The 18,573-nt window shown below is 71.6% G+C and carries 17 protein-coding genes and 1 tRNA gene; 13 read left to right on the top strand and 5 right to left on the bottom strand.

What is annotated here, in order from left to right; all coding sequences use genetic code 11:
• Positions 1-408 precede the first annotated feature (408 nt).
• The 4 genes from ACGFMK_RS17005 to ACGFMK_RS17020 all read right to left on the bottom strand — a co-directional run bounded on the left by ACGFMK_RS17005 (position 409) and on the right by ACGFMK_RS17020 (position 4,351).
• Positions 409-1,533: a glycerate kinase gene (locus tag ACGFMK_RS17005; RefSeq protein WP_392763471.1), complete on the bottom strand. Its 1,125-nt coding sequence runs from the start codon at positions 1,531-1,533 to the stop codon at positions 409-411.
• Positions 1,530-2,468, bottom strand: coding sequence for a 2-hydroxyacid dehydrogenase (locus ACGFMK_RS17010; RefSeq protein WP_392763474.1), 939 nt, complete (start codon positions 2,466-2,468; stop codon positions 1,530-1,532). Before ACGFMK_RS17010 ends, ACGFMK_RS17005 begins: the two co-directional genes overlap by 4 nt.
• Positions 2,469-2,489: 21 nt before the next feature.
• Positions 2,490-3,377: an SGNH/GDSL hydrolase family protein gene (locus tag ACGFMK_RS17015; RefSeq protein ID WP_392763476.1), complete on the bottom strand. Its 888-nt coding sequence runs from the start codon at positions 3,375-3,377 to the stop codon at positions 2,490-2,492.
• A gap of 74 nt (positions 3,378-3,451) precedes the next feature.
• The gene (locus ACGFMK_RS17020; RefSeq protein ID WP_392763479.1) at positions 3,452-4,351 is read right to left on the bottom strand and encodes an alpha-galactosidase; all 900 of its coding nucleotides are present in this window, start codon (positions 4,349-4,351) and stop codon (positions 3,452-3,454) included.
• A 91-nt stretch (positions 4,352-4,442) separates the two neighbouring features.
• Here ACGFMK_RS17020 and ACGFMK_RS17025 point away from each other — a divergent pair, with 91 nt between their 5' ends.
• The 10 genes from ACGFMK_RS17025 to ACGFMK_RS17070 all read left to right on the top strand — a co-directional run bounded on the left by ACGFMK_RS17025 (position 4,443) and on the right by ACGFMK_RS17070 (position 13,225).
• A complete protein-coding gene (locus ACGFMK_RS17025; RefSeq protein ID WP_392763481.1) occupies positions 4,443-5,252 on the top strand; it encodes a CoA transferase subunit A in 810 nt (269 codons plus the stop codon).
• Positions 5,253-5,943: 691 nt separating this feature from the next.
• Positions 5,944-6,702 (top strand): CoA-transferase subunit beta, encoded by a 759-nt coding sequence (locus tag ACGFMK_RS17030; RefSeq protein ID WP_392763484.1) that lies wholly within the window; start codon positions 5,944-5,946, stop codon positions 6,700-6,702.
• A gap of 16 nt (positions 6,703-6,718) precedes the next feature.
• Positions 6,719-7,900, top strand: a complete 1,182-nt coding sequence (locus ACGFMK_RS17035) for a thiolase family protein (protein ID WP_392763487.1) — start codon at positions 6,719-6,721, stop codon at positions 7,898-7,900.
• Between the two features lie 10 nt (positions 7,901-7,910).
• Entirely contained in the window at positions 7,911-8,645 is a 735-nt protein-coding gene (pcaH, locus tag ACGFMK_RS17040; protein ID WP_392763489.1) for a protocatechuate 3,4-dioxygenase subunit beta, read from the top strand.
• Positions 8,645-9,199 carry a protocatechuate 3,4-dioxygenase subunit alpha gene (gene pcaG, locus ACGFMK_RS17045; RefSeq protein WP_392763492.1) on the top strand — a complete coding sequence of 185 codons (555 nt, stop codon included), beginning with the start codon at positions 8,645-8,647 and terminating at the stop codon, positions 9,197-9,199. The genes pcaH and pcaG overlap by 1 nt, the downstream gene beginning before the upstream one ends.
• Before the next feature lie 14 nt (positions 9,200-9,213).
• Complete coding sequence (pcaD, locus tag ACGFMK_RS17050) at positions 9,214-9,990, top strand: 3-oxoadipate enol-lactonase (RefSeq protein ID WP_392763494.1); 777 nt, start codon at positions 9,214-9,216, stop codon at positions 9,988-9,990.
• Positions 9,991-10,031: 41 nt separating this feature from the next.
• A complete protein-coding gene (pcaC, locus tag ACGFMK_RS17055; RefSeq protein ID WP_392763687.1) occupies positions 10,032-10,436 on the top strand; it encodes a 4-carboxymuconolactone decarboxylase in 405 nt (134 codons plus the stop codon).
• Between the two features lie 10 nt (positions 10,437-10,446).
• Positions 10,447-11,277, top strand: coding sequence for an IclR family transcriptional regulator C-terminal domain-containing protein (locus ACGFMK_RS17060; RefSeq protein ID WP_392763497.1), 831 nt, complete (start codon positions 10,447-10,449; stop codon positions 11,275-11,277).
• Positions 11,270-11,857: an NTP transferase domain-containing protein gene (locus tag ACGFMK_RS17065; protein WP_392763500.1), complete on the top strand. Its 588-nt coding sequence runs from the start codon at positions 11,270-11,272 to the stop codon at positions 11,855-11,857. The genes ACGFMK_RS17060 and ACGFMK_RS17065 overlap by 8 nt, the downstream gene beginning before the upstream one ends.
• Positions 11,858-12,346: 489 nt before the next feature.
• Complete coding sequence (locus tag ACGFMK_RS17070; RefSeq protein WP_392763503.1) at positions 12,347-13,225, top strand: AAA family ATPase; 879 nt, start codon at positions 12,347-12,349, stop codon at positions 13,223-13,225.
• 56 nt (positions 13,226-13,281) lie between these two features.
• Here the strand turns inward: ACGFMK_RS17070 and ACGFMK_RS17075 are convergent, their stop codons facing one another.
• Positions 13,282-15,189, bottom strand: coding sequence for an FG-GAP-like repeat-containing protein (locus ACGFMK_RS17075; RefSeq protein ID WP_392763505.1), 1,908 nt, complete (start codon positions 15,187-15,189; stop codon positions 13,282-13,284).
• A 927-nt stretch (positions 15,190-16,116) separates the two neighbouring features.
• Here ACGFMK_RS17075 and ACGFMK_RS17080 point away from each other — a divergent pair.
• The 3 genes from ACGFMK_RS17080 (at position 16,117) to ACGFMK_RS17090 (ending at position 18,431) form a co-directional block, all read left to right on the top strand.
• Positions 16,117-16,190, top strand: a tRNA-Arg gene (locus tag ACGFMK_RS17080).
• Between the two features lie 23 nt (positions 16,191-16,213).
• Positions 16,214-17,326, top strand: a complete 1,113-nt coding sequence (locus tag ACGFMK_RS17085; RefSeq protein WP_392763508.1) for a VWA domain-containing protein — start codon at positions 16,214-16,216, stop codon at positions 17,324-17,326.
• Positions 17,319-18,431, top strand: coding sequence for an XdhC family protein (locus ACGFMK_RS17090; RefSeq protein ID WP_392763511.1), 1,113 nt, complete (start codon positions 17,319-17,321; stop codon positions 18,429-18,431). The genes ACGFMK_RS17085 and ACGFMK_RS17090 overlap by 8 nt, the downstream gene beginning before the upstream one ends.
• Positions 18,432-18,573: the final 142 nt, after the last annotated feature.

Genomic DNA, 18,573 nt, shown 5'->3' on the forward strand with positions numbered 1-18,573 from the left:
CCCCACACGCGGTGCCCGGGGGGGTTTGTGGTAACGGGGTTTACAACCTTGTTCCCCACTCACGACCAGTCGCGGCAGACCAACCAGCTAGCGGGCCCGCCGGTCGCTGACCAGGACCGCGGCTCGCAGGCGCAGCGGTTTGGCTGCGTCCGCGGGGTGTGGTGGGCGGTGCTCGCGTGGCGGAGGGTCCGTTTGTCTCGTTAGCGGGACCGTCGGCTGCTGATCAGGATCGTGGCTCGCAGGCGCCGCAGTTCGGCCGTGTTCGCCCGGGCGTGCTCGCGTGGCGGAGGGTCCGTTTGTCTCGTTAGCGGGTTCGCCAGCTGCAGATCAGGATCGCGGCTCGCACGCGCAGCCGTTCGCCGAGGTGTGGTTGGCGGTGCTCGCGTGGCGGAGGGTCCGCTTGTCCCGTTAGCGGGACCGCCAGCCGCTGACCAGGATCGCGGCCCTCACCCGCAGCAGCTCGGCCGCGTTCGCCCGGGCGTGGTCCAGCGACTCGGCATGGTCGATGAGCGCGCTGCTCGCGATGACCCCCAGGCTCGCCAGCCCGGCTTCGTCGAGCTGGATCCGTCCCGCCAGCGCCATCAGCGGCACCCCGCGCGGCCGGGCGCGTGCCGCGATCCCGGCCGGGGCCTTGCCGTTGAGACTCTGCTCGTCGAGCGATCCCTCACCCGTGATGACGAGATCCGCGCCGTCGAGTGCGGCGTCCACCCCGGTCAGCCCGGCGATCAGGTCGAACCCGGACTCCACCGTCGCGCCGAGGCCCGCGATCGCGCCCGCCGCGACTCCGCCGCCCGCTCCCGCGCCCGGTACCCGCGACACGTCCGGCGCGCCGCCGACCTGCAGCGCGTGCGCCCACCGGCCCAGCGCCGCGTCGAGCGCCGCCACCTCCTCGGGGCCCGCGCCCTTTTGCGGTCCGAACACCGCCGCGGCGCCGTCCGGGCCGAGCAGCGGGTTCGTCACGTCCGTCGCGACCGCGACGCTCACCCCGTTCAGCCGTTCCCGCACCGGCGTCAGCTCGGTCGACGCGACCCGCGACAGTGTGCCGCCGCCGAGCCCGACCGGGGCGCCGAACGCGTCGAGCACCCCCGCGCCGAGCGCGCCCAGCATGCCGGCGCCGCCGTCGGTGCTGGCCGTGCCGCCGACCGTCAGCACGAGCCGGCGGGCGCCGTGCATCAGCGCGTCCATGAGCAGTTCGCCGACGCCCCAGGTGTGCGCGGCCAGCGCCGTTTCCGGGCTGGGCTCGACGAACTCGATGCCGCACGCCCGCGCCGACTCGACGTACGCGGTGCCGTCCAGCACGGCGTACCGCGCGTTGACCGCCTCTTCGAGCGGGCCGCGGACCGTCAGCCGGACGATCCGGGCGCCCGCGGCTTCGAGCACGTCGAGGGTGCCTTCACCGCCGTCGGCGACGGGGCAGGTGACGATGTCTGCGTCCGGCAGCGCGTCCCGCACGCCGAGCGCGATCGCCTCCGCGGCCTCGACCGCGGTGAGACTGCCCTTGAACTTGTCCGGCGCGATGACGACACGGGTCACGGCTTCACCTCCGTCAGCGGGGGACGCCCGGCGAGCACCGCCGCGACGTTGCGGGCCGCCAGCACGGCCATCGCGGTCCGGGTCTCGAGCGTGGCCGACCCGAGGTGCGGGCTGAGCACGACGTCGTCGCGCCCGAGCAGCCGCGGCTCGACGTCGGGTTCGTGCTCGAACACGTCGAGCGCGGCGCCGGCGATCTCCCCGGCCTCGAGCGCGTCCGCGAGGGCCGCTTCGTCGACGACCGGGCCGCGGGTCGTGTTCACCAGGTAGGCGCCGGGTTTCATGGCGCGCAACGCGGCGGCGTCGATCAGGTGCCGCGTCTCCGGCGTCAGCGGGCAGTGCAGCGAGACGACGTCCGAGCGTTCCAGAAGCTCTGCGAAGGAAACGAATCCGTCCCCGCGGTTCGATCGTCCCGTGTAGACGATCGACATCCCGAAAGCTTCGGCCCGTTTCGCCACCGCCCGGCCGATCTCGCCGAGCCCGACGATGCCGAGCGTCTTGCCCTGCAGCCCCGAGCCCAGCAGGAAACCGAGGTGGAACGACCAGGGCGTGCGCGAGCGCAGCAGCCGTTCACCCTCGCCGAGGCGACGCGTGAGCGCGAGCAGCAGGCCGAAGGCGAGGTCGGCGGTGGCGTCGGTGAGCACCCCCGGGGTGTTGGTGACGACGACGCCACGCTCGGCCAGGGCCGGGACGTCGACGTTGTCGTAGCCGACGGCCACGTTCGCGACCACCTTGAGATCCGGCCCGGCGGCGTCGGCGAGCGCGCCGTCGAGCCGGTCGTGCAGCATGCCGACCACCGCCGACGCGCCCGCGGCGAACTCGTGCAGCTCGGCCGTCGTCAACGGCCGGTCCGCGGGCGACACCGTCACCTCACCCGCTTCCGCGAGCACCTTCACCGCTTCGTCGGGTATCCACCGGGTCACCGCGATCTTGGGCACCCCGACAGCCTAGTCCCCGAGCTAGTTCCCGAGGACGGCTCCGAGAACGATCTCCGACTGCGCCGCGGCACCGGCGCCGTTGGGGTGGAAGGGGAACGCGAGCAGCAGCGGGTTGCTCACCGAGATGGGGATCAGGCCTTCGATGTAGCGCACGGTGGGCGCCTGGCACGCATCGTGCCCGACGGTCGGGGTGTAGGTGTCGACCAGTTCGACGCTGTTGTCCGCGGCGACCCGCGCGAGCATGGCGTTCATCTGGAGGAACTTCGCCTGCAGGTAGGCGACGTCGCCGTCGGCGACCGGGATCACCGGCCAGCAGCCCTTGCCGCTCGCGGGCAGGCCGGCGAGGTAGTTCACCAGCAGGATCCGCGCGTTCGGCGACCGCTGCTTGATCTGCTGGAGCGCGTTCGCGATCTTCGGCGCGGTCGCGTTGACGGCGTTTTCCAGCTGGTCGACGCCGCCCGCGGTGAACTTCGCCTTGCACGTGCTGATCGGCAGGACGTTGAGGCACTTCGTCACGGCGGAGGCGAGCCCGATGTCGTTGCCGCCGATCCCGACGGTGACCAGGTCCGTGGTCGGGGTGAGCCGGTCGAACTGCGGGGCGTTCGTGCCGCCCAGCGGAAGGCTCTGCGGCTGGGTGAAGTCGGTCGTGGTGGCGCCGCCGCAGCTGGCGTCACGGAAGGTTTCGACACCGAGCGCGCCCGCCACCTCGTGTGGATAGTCCGAAGTGGACTGCGCGCAGTCGAGCGGGGTGTAGGCGGTGGTGGGCGGGAGCGTGACGAAAACGTCCGCGGTCCAGGAATCGCCCAGCGCCACGTATTCGTGGTAGCTGGTGCTCGCGGCCGCCGGAGCGGCGGCAGCGAGCGCGGCGATCACGGGCACGGCGAAGAGAGTGAACAGGCGCCTGCGCATGCTGCCTCCGTTGGCGAGCGGCGTAGTGAAGAGCTTTCACATTCAGCCCGCGCCCGGTGAAAAGTCAATGCCGGTCACCCGTCCTGGGGACGCCGGACGGCGTGGGCATTCAGGCCCCTGGTCAGCCGCACCACCACGCTCGCGTAGCCGCTGCCGGGCAGGTCGACGTCGATCCCGTGGCTCAGCAGCACCGCGCCGTGGTGGAGCCCGCCGTCCTGGTCCCGGTACCGCGCCGCCGGATTCAGCCCGGCCAGGCGCGGCGGGGTGAACAGGCGCGCGAACTCCGCCGGCCGCCGCCAGAAGAACACGACGACCGAGTCACCCAGCACGTACTGCACCGCGGTCCACGCCGACCGCGCCGGATCCGCCAGCCGGTACAGCTCGCCGTGCTGCACGACGGGCCGGATCTCCTTGTACAACGCCACGAGCGCCGCCGCCTCTTCGAGTTCGGCGGCACTCCAGCGAGGCAGGTTCCCGCCCAGGCCGAGCACACCCGCCATCGCGACGTGGCACCGGAAGCTCAGCGGCGCCTCCTGGCCGGTGGTCGGGTTCGGGCTGTCGGTGACCCAGGCCGACATCGTGCCGGCGGGATAGAGCTGGCCGTACCCGTGCTGGATGGTGATCCGGCCGGTGGCGTCGGTGTTGTCCGACGCCCAGATCTCGTCGGTGCGCGCGAGGATCCCCAGGTCGGTGCGGCCGCCACCGCCCGCGGGAAGAGTGGGCGCGCGGCGCGGCCGCCGTCGCCATCCAGAGTCTTTTCGTCGCCGAGAGCGTCCAAGGAGAGATCGAGTGAGCCCTGAGACATTCGGACTGAATCGTCGAAGCTTCCTGGTCGGTTCCGTCCTGTTCGCCGGGGGAGCGTGCCGCCCCACGGCTCGCGCCTGGTCCGGATCGGCTGATCCTTCCGGTCGAAGGGGCCTTTTCCCGCTGGGTTGAGCGAGAAAAGTCCTTTTCGACGTGCGTGCGTCATCCATTGGGTGGAAGACACCTGGTCGGCGCCCCGGGCGTCATGCTATGTTCGGTTTCAGAACGAGTGTGCGTGATGCGAACAGTTTGGGGTGTGTGATGGCGGAGCTGCTGTCGCTGGAGGAGGCTGTGGGCCGCCTGGTGCACGACGGGGACACCGTCGCGCTCGAAGGCTTCACGCACCTCATCCCGGTCGCTGCCGGGCAGGAGATCATCCGGCAGGGCCGCCGCGATCTCACGCTGGCCAGGATGACCCCGGACATCGTGTACGACCAGCTCATCGGCGCCGGCTGCGTCCGCAAGCTGATCTTTTCCTGGGGCGGCAACCCCGGAGTCGGCTCGCTGCACCGCTTCCGTGACGCGGTCCAGCACGACTGGCCGGTCCCGCTGGAGATCGAGGAACACAGCCACGCGGGCATGGCGAACCGCTACGTGGCGGGCGCGTCAGGCCTGCCGTTCGCGGTCCTGCGCGGCTACACGGGCACGGACCTCCCGGCCCAGACGGACACGATCAAGCCGATCACGTGCCCCTTCACCGGCGAGCAGCTGACGGCCGTCCCGGCCCTGAATCCGGACGTCTCGATCGTCCACGCCCAGCGAGCCGACCGGGCGGGCAACGTCCAGATGTGGGGCATCACGGGCGTTCAGAAGGAAGCGGTCCTGGCGGCAAAGCGTTCGCTGGTGACGGTGGAGGAGATCGTCGACACCCTGGACCCCCGCCCCGGCGCGGTGGTCCTCCCGGCTTGGGTGGTCACAGCGGTAGCCGAGGTCCCGGGCGGCGCCAAGCCGTCATACGCGGCGGGCTACTACGAGCGCGACAACGCGGCCTACCAGGCTTGGGACGAGGTGGGCCGCGACCGCGAGGCGTTCACGAAATGGCTGAACGACCTGACCGGGGTAAAGGCATGACCCCCACCCCGATGGGCGGCCTCGCTCAGCGCACGCCAGGCTTGCTCGCGCGGTCGGCGACCACCGCTCGCACAACCCTCGTCCCGTTCGGCGGCCTCACCCAGCGCACTCCGGGTGCCTTCGCACATCCGGCAACCCCCGCCCGCGTAACGCTCGTCCCGTTCGGTGGGGGCGCTCAGCGCATGCCGAGTTTGCTTGCGCAGCCGGGCCTCGCCGCCGGTGTATCTGTCGTCCCGGTCGGCGGTCTCACTCGGCGCACCCCGGGTGCCTTTGCGCATCCGGCACCCACCGCCCGCGTAACTCTCGTCCCGTTCGGTGGGGGCGCTCAGCGCATGCCGAGCTTGCTTGCGCAGCCGGGCCTCGCCGCCCGCGTAACTTTCGTCCCGTTCGGCGGCCTCACCCGGCGCACCCCGGGTGCCCTCGCACACCCGGCAACCCCCGCCCCCGCACGCGTAATGCTCGGCGGGCGCGCTCAGCGCACGCTGAGCTTGCCAGCGCAGCCGGGCCCCGCCGCCCGTGTAACCCCCGGCCGACCCAGCGGACGCCTCCCGGCCTTCTCCACGCAGCCGGCAACCGCCACCCCCACAGCACCAAGCCAGTCGGTCGCCGCCTCCTTCCCCGAGGCAGCGCCCACCCCGGTCCCCGCCACCCCGAACCCCGGCGACACCCGCACCACCGCGGAGGCAACGGCATGACCACCGACTACACGGCCGACGAGATGATGAGCGTCGCGGCCGCCCGCGCCCTCGGCGACGGTATGTCCTGCTTCGTCGGCATCGGCCTGCCGAGCAAGGCGGCCAACCTCGCCCGCCGCGCGCACGCCCCCGGCCTGACCCTGATCTACGAGTCCGGCTGCCTCGGCGCGAAGCCGTCCCGCCTCCCGCTGTCCATCGGCGACGGCGAGCTGGCCGACACCTCCGACGCCGTGGTCAGCGTCCCCGAGATCTTCAACTACTGGCTCCAGCCCGGCCGCATCGACGTCGGCTTCCTCGGTGCCGCCCAGCTGGACAAGTTCGGCAACATCAACACCACCGTGATCGGCTCGGACTACCACGACCCGAAGGTCCGCCTGCCCGGCGCGGGCGGCGCCCCGGAGATCGCCGCGTCCTGCCGCGAGGTGTTCGTCGTGCTGCGCCAGAACCCCCGCGCGTTCGTCGAGAAGGTCGACTTCGTGACCTCCTTCGGCCACGGCACCGGCAAGGGCGACCGCGAACGCCTCGGCCTCCCCGGCCGGGGCCCGACCCTGGTGGTCACCGACCTGGGCCTGCTGCGCCCCGACCCGGAGACCTCGGAACTCACCCTCACCGAGCTCCACCCGGGCGTCGAACTGGAGCGCGCGGTGGCGGCGACCGGGTGGACACTGAAGGTCGCGGACGACCTCAAGACCACTCCCGCCCCCACCGAGGAGGAGCTGACGGTGCTGCGAGATCTCGAGAAGGCAAGCAAGTGACCCGGAAGGCGACCGCATGACCGACGTCTACGTCCTCGACGCGCTCCGAACCCCGTTCGGCCGCTACGGCGGCGCACTGGCCGGCGTCCGCCCGGACGACCTCGCCGCGACCGTGCTCCGGGCCGTCCAGTCCCGCAACGACCTCGATCCGTCCACAGTGGACGAAGTGACCCTCGGCGACGCGAACGGCGCGGGCGAGGACAACCGCAACGTCGCCCGCATGGCCACTCTGCTCGCGGGCTGGCCGACGAGCGTCCCCGGCAACACCGTCAACCGCCTCTGCGGTTCGGGTCTCGACGCGGTGATGCAGGCCAGCCGGTCGATCCAGGTCGGTGACGCCTCCCTGGTCGTCGCGGGCGGCGTCGAGTCGATGACCCGCTCGCCGCTGGTCATGCCCAAGCCGGAGAAGGCGTTCCCGGCGGGCAACCAGACCCTCTACAACACCGCCCTCGGCTGGCGCATGGTCAACCCGGCCATGCCGGGGGAGTGGACGATCTCCCTCGGCGAGTCCACCGAGAAACTCGCCGAGCGGTACGGCATCGGCCGTGCCGAGCAGGACGCCTTCGCGGCGCGCAGCCACGTCAACGCCGCCAAGGCGTGGGACGAGGGCTTCTACGACGACCTGGTCGTCCCGGTCGACGGCGTGGACCTGGCCCGCGACGAGGGCATCCGCCCGGACTCCAGCCCGGAGAAGCTGGCGAAGCTCAAGCCCGCGTTCCGCAAGGAGAACGGCACCGTCACCGCGGGCAACGCCTCACCGCTGAACGACGGCGCCTCGGCCCTGCTGCTGGGTGACCAGGCGGCGGCGAGCCGGCTCGGCAAGGCACCGCTCGCCCGGATCGCCGGGCGGGGCGCGGCGGGCGTCGACCCGGACGTGTTCGGCATCGGCCCGGTGCGCGCGGCCGAGATCGCGCTGGAGCGCGCGGGCATCGGCTGGGACGACCTGGCCGCGGTGGAGCTGAACGAGGCCTTCGCCGCGCAGTCGCTGGCCTGTCTGCGCGACTGGCCGAAGCTCGACCCCGAGATCGTCAACACCCACGGCGGCGCGATCGCCATCGGCCACCCGCTCGGCGCGTCCGGTGGCCGGATCCTCGGCACCCTGGCGCACGACCTGCACCGCCGCGGCGGTGGCTGGGGACTCGCCGCCATCTGCATCGGCGTCGGCCAGGGCCTGGCCGTCGTCCTCGAAGGCCGGTAAGGGAGGCACCATGGCTGCTCCGACCGAACTCAAGCTGCCGCGCTACGGGCCCGACCCCGAAGGCACGCACCCGCCGCTGGGCTTCACCGGCTACCGGTCCACGGCGTTGCGGCACCCGCACCAGCCGCTGGTGCTGCTCCCGCAGCTGCTGACCGAGGTCACCGGCCCGCTGCTCGGGCCCGGCCGCCTCGGCGAACACGACAACGACCTCACCCGCCAGCACGCGGAGGAGCCGCAGGGCCAGCGGATCGTCGTCACCGGGCGGCTGCTCGACGGTGACGGCCGCCCGGTGCGCGACTCGCTGGTCGAGATCTGGCAGGCGAACGCGGGCGGGCGCTACCGGCACACCGGCGACCGCTGGCCGTCGCCGCTCGACCCGAACTTCGACGGCGTCGGGCGCGCTCTGACCGACAGCGACGGGCGCTACACCTTCACCACCATCAAGCCCGGCGCGTACCCGTGGAAGAACCACGACAACGCCTGGCGCCCCGCGCACATCCACTTCTCGGTGTTCGGCTCGGCGTTCACCCAGCGGCTGGTCACCCAGATGTACTTCCCGGACGACCCGCTCTTCTCCCAGGACCCGATCTTCAACTCGATCCCGGACGAGAAGGCCCGGCAGCGCATGGTCTCGCGGTACGACCACGAGATCACCCAGCCGGAGTGGGCGCTCGGCTACCGGTTCGACATCGTGCTGCGCGGGAGCGAGGCGTCGGTGTTCGAAGAGGAAGAGGACGAGGACTGATGCCCAAGCTGCTGCCCACCCCGTCGCAGACCGTCGGCCCGTACCTGTCGATCGGCCTGCCCTGGCCGGACGGCCCGTACGTCGTGCCGGAAGGCACCCCTGGCGCGTTCTGGATCCGCGGCACGGTGCGCGACGGTGCCGGCGACCCGGTCCCGGACGCGATGATCGAGACCTGGCAGGCCGACCCCGAAGGCGGCTTCCACCACCCCGACGACCCGCGCGGCGAGGCGTCCGGCGAGTTCCGCGCCTTCGGCCGCTGCCCGACGGAAACCGACGGCACGTACGGGATCCTGACCCTGCTGCCGGGTGCGCTGCCCGGCGGTGGCGGCACGACGCAGGCGCGGCACATCGACGTGTCGGTGTTCGCGCGCGGCCTGCTCAACCGGGTCGTCACACGGATCTATTTCGAGGACCAGGACAACACCGAAGACCCGGTGCTGGCCACGGTGCCGGAGGACCGCCGCGGCACACTGATCGCGCGGAAGACCGACGACGGCTACCGCTTCGACGTCCGCCTCCAAGGCGACGGCGAGACGGTGTTCTTCACGGTATGAACGGAGTTGGGAACGTGAGCGCCGTACAGGTGCACCGGGTCGTCGAAGGGCCTGAAGACGGGCCGGTGGTGGTGTTCGCCGGCTCGTTGGGCAGCGACCTCCGGATGTGGGAGCCCCAGGTGGTGCCGCTGCTGGAGCAGGGCTTCCGGGTCGTGCGGTACGACACGCGCGGCCACGGCGCGTCGCCGGTGCCGCCCGGGCCGTACGCCCTCGACGACCTGGGGGCCGACTTCCTCGCGCTGCTGGACGACCTCGACGTCGCGAAGGCGCACCTGGTCGGCCTGTCGCTCGGCGGTATGACCGGCATGTGGCTCGGCGTCCACGCACCGGACCGGATCGCGAGCCTGGTGCTCTGCTGCACGTCCGCCAAGTTCGGCCCGCCGGAGATGTGGGCGGACCGGGCCCGGACGGTCCGCGCGGAGGGCACCGCGGCCGTCGCCGGCCCGGGTGTCGGCCGGTGGCTGACTCCCGCGTATCGCGAACGGCACCCCGACCGGGCCGCGTTCCTGCGTTCGATGATCTCCGAGGTCCCGGCCGAGGGGTACGCGTCCTGCTGCGGCGCGATCGAGCGGATGGACCTGCTCGACGCGCTGCCGAAGATCACCGCTCCGACACTGGTCATCGCCGGCGCCGACGACCCGGCCACGCCGCCGGAGGAGCACTCCCGCCCGATCGCCGACGGCGTCCGCGGCGCGCGGCTGGAGATCGTGGCGAACGCCGCGCACCTGGGCAACTACGAGCAGCCCGAGGAGTTCACCAGGCTGATCCTCGGGCACCTGGAGGCACTGTGACCGACAACCACGTGACCGACAACCACGTGACTGACAACCACGTGACCAACCCGCGCCACGAGCAGGGCATGAAGGTGCGTCGCGAGGTGCTGGGCGACGAGCACGTCGACCACGCGGTCGCGGGTACGACCGAGTTCAGCCGCCCGTTCCAGGACTACATCACCGAGGGCGCGTGGGGCTCGGTCTGGTCCCGTGACGGCTTGGACCGGCGGACCCGCAGCTGCGTCACGCTGGCGGCGCTCACGGCGTTGCAGGCGCACAACGAGCTGCCGATGCACGTGCGGGCGGCGGTCCGCCATGGCCTCACGGCGGCGGAGATCGGCGAAGTCCTGCTGCACACGGCCGTCTACGCGGGCGCGCCGGCGGCGAACGCGGCGTTCGCGATCGCCCAGCGCACCCTGGCCGAGCTCGGCGAGCCGAGCGCCCTGCCCGCCGACGCCGGATAAGGTTGCCGGAATGGACGCGGGTCAGCCCTTCGAAGCCGAGCTGGACAGCGAGCCGGCCCACCGCGGCGCCCACCATGTGCAGTCGCTGGAACGCGGGCTGGCCGTCATCAAGGCGTTCCACGCGGGCGCGGCCGAGCTGACCCTGAGCGACGTCGCCCGCGCCACCGGCCTCACCCGCGCCGCGGCGCGGCGCTTCCTGCTCACGCTGGCCGACCTCGGCTACGTCCGCACGGACGGCAAGTACTTCTCGCTCACCGCCCGCGTCCTCGAGCTGGGGTACTCGTACCTGTCGAGCATGACGCTGCCCGAGGTGGCGCAGCCCCACCTCGAGCACCTGTCGGCCGACGTGCACGAGTCCAGTTCGGTCTCGGTGCTGGAGGGGACCGACATCGTCTACGTGGCGCGCGTGGCGGTCTCGCGCATCATGACGGTGAGCATCAACGTGGGAACCCGCTTCCCGGCGTACGCGACGTCGATGGGGCACGTCCTCCTGGCCGGTCTCGGCAAGGAGGAGCTGGAGGCGTACTTCGCGGTCGCGAGGCTGGATCGCCTGACGGATCGCACGGTCACCGCACCCGACCGCCTGCGCGCCGAGCTGGCGAGGGTCCGGGAGCAAGGCTGGGCCATGGTCGACCAGGAACTCGAGGAGGGCCTCCGCTCGGTGGCGGCCCCGATCCACGACCGCCGCGGCAAGGTGGCCGCCGCGGTGAACCTGTCCACACACGCGAGCCGCACGACGGCCGAGTCGGTGGAGCGCGACCTCGTCCCCCCGCTGCTCGCCGCCGCGCGCACGATCGAGGCGGACCTGGCGGTCGGCGCCCCGGGCCGCGCCCATGGCTGAGCCGGTCGCCGGCCTGCTGCTGGCGGCCGGCGCGGGCCGCCGCTTCGGCGGCCCGAAAGCCCTGGCCGACCTAGACGGCGAACCCCTGGTCCGCCGCGCCCTGCGGACCCTGGAGGCGGCAGGCTGCGCCCCGATCCGGGTAGTCCTCGGCGCGTCAGCCGACCAGGTCAGCGCCCTCCTGCCCGACCCAACCCTGGCCGTGGTCGCCGAAGACTGGGCCACGGGCATGGGCGCCTCCCTGCGAGCAGGCTTGGCGGAACTCACCAAGCTCGACGGCCCGCCCGCAGCCCTTGTCCACCTGGTCGACCTCCCCTGGGTGGGCCCCGAAATCCTCACCCGGGTGGCGGCCCACGCAAGCCCGCACGCGGTAGCCCGCGCGGCCTACGACGGAGTCCCGGGCCACCCGGTCCTGCTGGGCCGCACCTGGTGGCCGGACATAGCGCAGACGGCCCAGGGAGACCGCGGCGCCCGGGACTGGCTGGCCACCCGAGAAGACCTGAAGCTGATCGAGTGCGCAGACCTGGGCAGCGGCCGCGACGTCGACCGCCCCACAGACCTGCCAGGCCCATCCACCCCCTAACCACCCCACCCTGCGAGACCCGCCGCTTTCACTACGAAAGATGCGCCTCCGGAGGCCTGGAACGGCACTTTCCCTAGGAAAGATGCGGGGTTGTGGAGGGATTCGGGGGATGTGCACAAGTAGGCGGGGTGGTCCCCGGCTGCGCCCGGTCCGACTCCGACGAGATCTCGACACACCCGGACCTGCCGAGTGCACGGCCCCGATCCTCGCCTCGTCGGTGCCTGGCCGTCCCGCGAGCCCGGCCCGGCTGGCCGGCCGCGCCGGTTCAGGCCCAACTCCTCCCGCGGTCCCGGACCAGCTCGTCCGCCCGCTCCACCGGTTCCGGCCCGGCCCGTCCCCGTGACCCCGGACCGGCTCCGACCACCCGGCCTTCAGTGCCGCACCACATCGTCCTGGACCAGCTCGACCGCCCCGCACGACCCCACCGACCTGGCCGGCTGTCGCCACCGTGACCCGCGGCCTGCTCCGTCTCCCCCTACGATCGAGCTTGTGACCGACTCGCTCGCCTCGCCCGAAGAGCTCGCCGCCGCGCTCGACAAGACCGGGTATCTCGCCGATGACGGCCTGGCCACCGCCGGGTTCCTCGCTCTGCGGATGGGGCGGCCGCTCTTTTGCGAAGGCGAACCCGGCACCGGCAAGACCTCACTCGCCCTCGCGCTGGCCGCCGCCCTCGACCGGCCGCTCGTGCGGCTCCAGTGCCACGAGGGCATCGATGCCGCCCAAGCGCTCTACGAGTGGGACTTCCCGCGGCAGCTCCTGCACCTGCGGGCCCTCGAAGCGGCGAACGACGGCGGCATCGACGTGGAGACCGCCGAACGCTCCCTCTACACCGAGCGGTTCCTGCTGGCCCGGCCCCTGCTGCAGGCCCTCATCAGCGCCCCGTGCGTGCTGCTGATCGACGAGATCGACCGCGCCGACGACGAGTTCGAAGCCTTCCTCCTGCAGCTGCTCGACGAGTACGCCGTGACCATCCCCGAGTACGGCGAAGTCCGCGCGGCGACGCCGCCGCTGGTGGTGCTGACCTCCAACCGGACCCGCGAGGTGCACGACGCCCTCAAACGGCGCTGTCTCTACCACTGGCTCGAACATCCGGACCTGGTGCGAGAGGTCACGATCCTGCGCCGCCGGATCCCTGGGATCGGCGAAGCTCTGGCTCGGCAGGTCGCCGAAGCGGTGCATCGGCTCCGGGAAATGGACCTCCTGAAGCCACCTGGCGTAGCAGAGTCGCTCGACTGGGCGAATGCCCTGATGACCCTGCAGCGCGACGAACTGGACGCCGCATCGGCGGCGCGCACGCTCGGTGCGGTTCTCAAATACAGCGAAGACCTCGACCGGGTCAGGGCGAAGCTGGACAGCCTCTTCTCTTGAGCACCGAAGCGCGGCCGGCTCCGTTCGGGAGCCGGCCGCGCGTGGGTGCGCTGGCGTCAGGGGAGCAAGATGGCCCGAGGCGCCGGCAGTTCGTTGTCGATCGAGAAGTAGTCGTGCCAGAGAGTGCCGGCGCCGAACTTGGTGCCGTCCGAGGTCGCGACGTAGAGGTCGCCGGCGCTCGCCCGGACGAAGGTCGCGACATCGGCCTTGCCGTCGCCGTTGAAATCCCCGACCGCCGGGATCTCGTTGCCGACCGAGAAGTAATCGTGCCAGAGGGCTCCGGCGCCGAACTTCGTGCCGTCGGACAGCGCCACGTACACATCGCCCAGACCAGCCCGGACGAAGGTGACGATGTCGTCCTTGCCGTCGCCGTTGAAGTCGGCCACCGCGGGCGTCTCGTTGTAGTAGGCGAAGCTGTCGTGCCACAGGCTGGTGGTGCCGAACTTGGCACCGTCCGAGAGCGCGACGGTGACGTCACCCGTGCTGCTTCGGCTGAACGAGACGACGTCGTCCTTGCCGTCGCCGTTCACATCGCCGACCATCGGGACCTGGTTGCCATTTGAGAAGTTGTCGTTCCACAGCACGCCCGGAGCGAACTTGGTGCCGTCCGACAGGGCGACGTAGACGTCACCGACGCCCCAGACGAACGTGGCGATGTCGTCCTTGCCGTCGCCGTTGAAGTCGCCGACCGCGGGAATCTCGCTGTAGTAGCAGAAACTGTCGTCCCACAAGGTGCTCGCGCCGAAGCCGGAGCCGTTCGAGAGAGCCACGTGCACGTCTGCGGTACTGCCACGCGAGAACGAGATGAGATCGGCCTTGCCGTCGCCGTTGAAGTCGCCGGACATCGGGACCTCGTCGCCGGTGGCAAAGCCCGAGATCGCCTGGGTACCGGCGCCGAACTTGGTGCCGTCGGACGTCGCTGTGTAGGCGAGCCCGCTTGTGGCGCGTACGAAAGTCGCCACGTCGGCCTTACCGTCACCGGTGAAGTCGGTCGCCGAACGGGCCAGGGTCGTCGCGGGCAGCGGGTCCGTCGGTGCGCTCGCTTGGCCGTCCGCCGTAGTGGCCACGATCCGGTAGTACCAGGTCTGCTTGGCGCGCACCGACGCCTGGACGAACGCGGTGGCTTGTGTCGTGGTCAGCAAGTGGGCCTGGTCGATCGGTACCGGCGTGCTCGTCGCGCCGTAGAGCCGGTACGTGGCGTTGTCCTGAGCCGCCAGTGGCCGCCAGGAGACGGTGACGCTGTGAGAGTTCGGCTTGGCCGTCGGCGCGAGTGTCTGCTGCCGGATCCATGCGGCGAGATCGTCCGTGCGTACGGCGGTGCTGCCCTGGCGGGTTTCCGTTTCCCCGAAGCAGCCGTGCTGCCAGGAGGCGCTGCTGATCCCGGCCAGTGTGAGCCGTCCACCGGTCCCCGTGCGGACGACGGGGGCGCCGGCGTCACCCCGGCAGGTGTCGGCGCCATTGTCACCGGTCAGTGTGAGCGTGGCCGGTGTGCTGGAAGCTGTGTGGAACGTGGCCGTGTGCAAGCGGTCGGGCACCCACTCGGTGCCGGTACGGCCGAATCCGGCGACCGCCAGCTGCTCGTCGGTGCTCGGCGGCGCGGTGTCGAGCGAGATGGGTGCGACTGCCGTGACCGGGGTGGTCAGCTGGGCGAGAACGAGGTCGCGGCCCGGGTAGACAGCAAGTCCGGCGACGGCCGTGCTCGCCCCGGTGGTGCTCGACAGGCTCGTCCGGCCTACGACGACGGTCGTGGCCTTGGCCGGAGCGCCGCCCTGCGGGTTTTCCGGGAAGCAACTGGCTGCGGTGAGTACGGCGGCCGGTGCAACGAGCACGCCGCTGCAAGCTCGTCCCGCCATCGTGATCGAGGCGGCGAAGGCGTAGTCGCCGTCGTTCGCCGCCGTGCTCCCCGACACGGCGTGCGCCGGGCTCGCCGCGGTCAACCCGAGCGCGGTCAAAGTCACGGCCACCGTGGCCGTTCTTTTTCTGTGGTGTTTGCGCATTCTGGTCCCCTCTGATTGGTCTTGTGGATGGTCACCCGAGTTGTGGGCGGTCGAATTCCTCGGATGGCTCCGGCCGTCGGATCAGTCGGCCGTCAGGACGCTGCGTCCAGCGGCCACGATGATTGACGTGCGCCATAAGCGCATGCCCTCCCCCTCGCAATTCTCGAACATGGAAATTCGCGAATTGGGCACAGCACCCTTGTGGTGGACCCCGTTCTCGACTCTGGGAGATTAGAGCACGACTTTCGCCGTGAATAGTGACCTATGTCACAGCCACTTGGTTGCGCGATCGCACGCCGCGGCATTGTCAATGTCAAGGGCTGGCGAACTCGTGTTCGAGAACCTCTACGTTACGTCAAATGGGGTGTTGAGTACTGCGTGCCGAGGAAGTCAACGCTCTTGCGATAATCGACACACCCGTGTGGGCGTCCGGCCTTACTGTCGGATCCGGCCGGCCCGACGCCGACGTGACACGGTTCCTGCTGACCCAGAAGATCACCGGAACGGCGATCGATCCGGACCTCGCGTCAACCGGATGATGTTCGATGCGGCCCTCAGCGCCGGTTGGCAGACCCGTTCGGCGGGACCTGAGGCGTCGTCCGCCGGTGCCGGTCCGTCCACCCGGCCAGGTCGCAGCTCACCGGGCGTGACCGCATGACGCGTAAATGCGTTGCCGCGACACCGGGAGTCCGGCATCCTTTCCTGCAGCACCGAGAAACCCGAGAGGAGGAGATCGTGGCCCAAACCCGGACGTATGAATGCGGCACGATCTCCCGTGCCGTCCGCTGAATTCTTTCTGAAGGCTCTTCGCGCCCGCCCCGCCGCTACCGGGGCCGGCCGCGGCGAAGAGCGCGGTCTGCGTCTGCCCGGGGAGGGGCGCGCGCAGGCCGCCCCGTCCCGGTAGCTCAGCAGGACAGAGCGCGGCGCTACGAACGCCGAGGTCCGAGGTTCGACTCCTCGCCGGGACACCGAACAGGCGCACAATGGGGAGATGACCACGGTCTCCGATCCGGTCGCCGGTTACGCCGGGTTCGCCGCCGCGCTGCGGGAGGCGGGTGTCGCCTGCGACGCGCACCGCGTGCAGGCCTACCTGGCCGCCGTCGCGGCGGTCGACGTCGCCGAGCCCACCCAGCTGTACTGGGCGGGGCGGCTCACCCTGTGCTCCAGCCCCGACGACCTCCCGTGTTACGAAGAGGCGTTCAGCCAGTGGTTCTCCCTCGAACCACCCGGTCCGCGGCGGACGACGTCGCCCGTGCCGAAGCAGGCGCGGATCGCGCCGCTCGTCGACACCGCCGGTGGGGACGCCGAGGGCGGTGACGGCCCTGACCAGCTGAAAGTCGCCGCGAGCACCCAGGAGGTGCTCCGCCACCGGGATCTCGCCGCGCTGACCACCGCCGAACGGGAGCACCTGCGCGAGCTGCTGGCCACCCTCCGCCCCGCGCCGCCCCGCCGGCCCGCCTCCCGCCGGACGCCGTCACGCCGCGGGCGGCTCGATCCGGCCCGCACGCTGCGCGCGATGCTCGCCAGCGGCGGTGAACCCGTCCGGCTCGCCTACACCCGCCGCGGCTCACGGCCGCGCCGGGTCGTGCTGCTGATCGACGTCTCCGGCTCGATGAGCCCCTACGCCGACGCGCTGCTGCGGTTCGCGCACGTCCTCACGCGGTCCGCGCCGCAGTCCGTCGAGGTGTTCACCCTCGGCACCCGGCTGACCCGCGTCTCGCGCCAGCTGCGCCAGCGCGACCCGGAGCGCGCGATGCTCGCGGCGGGCTCGGCGGTGCCGGACTTCGCCGGCGGCACGCGCCTCGGCGAGACGATGCGGGCCTTCCTCGACCGCTGGGGGCAGCGCGGCGTGGCCCGGCGCGCGGTCGTCACGGTGTTCTCCGACGGCTGGGAGCGCGGCGACACCGGCCTGCTCGGCGAGCAGCTCGCCAGGCTGCGCCGGCTCGCGCACGCCGTATTCTGGGTGAATCCGCACGCCGGCCGCGCGGGGTACGCTCCGGTCCAGTCGGGCATCGTGGCCGCACTGCCCCACATCGACCGGCTGCTGGCCGGGCACACCTTGGCCACTTTGGAACGACTGCTCGGGGAGATTTCCGATGCGTGACGTACTGGACGACGTGTTCCGCCGCTGGTCGGCGGGGGAGACCGTGGGGCTGGGCACCGTGGTCGCCACCTTCTCGTCCGCTCCGCGGGCGCCCGGCGCGGCGATGGTCGTTGCCCCGGACGGCACCGTCGCGGGCAGTGTCTCCGGAGGCTGCGTCGAAGGCGCGGTCTACGAGCTGGCGCAGGAGGTGGTCGCCGAGCGCAAGCCGGTGCTGCAGCGCTACGGCGTCACCGACGACGACGCGTTCGCCGTCGGCCTGACCTGCGGCGGGATCATCGACATCTACGTCGAGCACGTCGACCGCGAGTCGATGCCGGAGCTCGGGGACGTCGTCGCGTCGGTCCGCAGCGGTGAGCCGGTCGCGGTCGTCACGGTCATCGAGCACGAGCACAGCGGCCTGGTCGGCGAGCACATGATCGTCTGGCCGGACCGGGTCGAGGGTTCGCTGGGGTCGTCGCGGATGGACGACGCGGTGGCCGACGACGCGCGCGGCCTGCTGGCCAGCGGCCGCACCGGCACCCTGCACTACGGCCCGGACGGGCAGCGCCGCGGCGAGGGGATGGCGGTGTTCGTCAACTCCTTCGAGCCGCCGCCCCGCCTGCTGGTCTTCGGCGCGATCGACTTCGCCGCCGCGATGGCGCGCATGGGCGCCTACCTCGGTTACCAGGTCACGGTGTGCGACGCGCGGCCGGTGTTCGCCACCAGCAGCCGGTTCCCGGACGCGCACGAGGTCGTCGTCGACTGGCCGCACCGGTACCTGACCGCCGAAGCCGAGGCAGGCCGCATCGACCAGCGCACCGCGATCGCGGTGCTCACCCACGACCCGAAGTTCGACGTCCCGCTGCTGGAGGTCGCGTTGCGCCTCGACGTCGGGTACGTCGGCGCGATGGGCTCCCGCAAGACGCACGACGACCGGTTCTCGCGGCTGCGCGAGGCCGGCATCACCGAGCCCGAGCTGGAGCGGCTGTCGTCGCCGATCGGCCTCGACCTGGGCGCCCGCACGCCGGAGGAGACCGCCGTGTCCATCGCCGCGGAGATCATCGCGCTGCGGTGGGGCGGCGGCGGCAAGCGCCTCGCGGAGCTGTCCGGCCGGATCCACGGCTGAAAAAGTTCACCCGGGCAGGCTTTCCGCGGATGCGGTGCTTCCACTGTGGATTCTCCCGCAGCTGCGGGAACGGCGGCCGAACGTGTGACATCAGGACTTGTCCGCGCCATGAAGGCGTAGCACGCTCGGCTTGTGAGCCCGA

Origin of the sequence: Amycolatopsis sp. NPDC049252 (assembly GCF_043197175.1) — a bacterium.
Lineage (GTDB): Bacteria > Actinomycetota > Actinomycetes > Mycobacteriales > Pseudonocardiaceae > Amycolatopsis.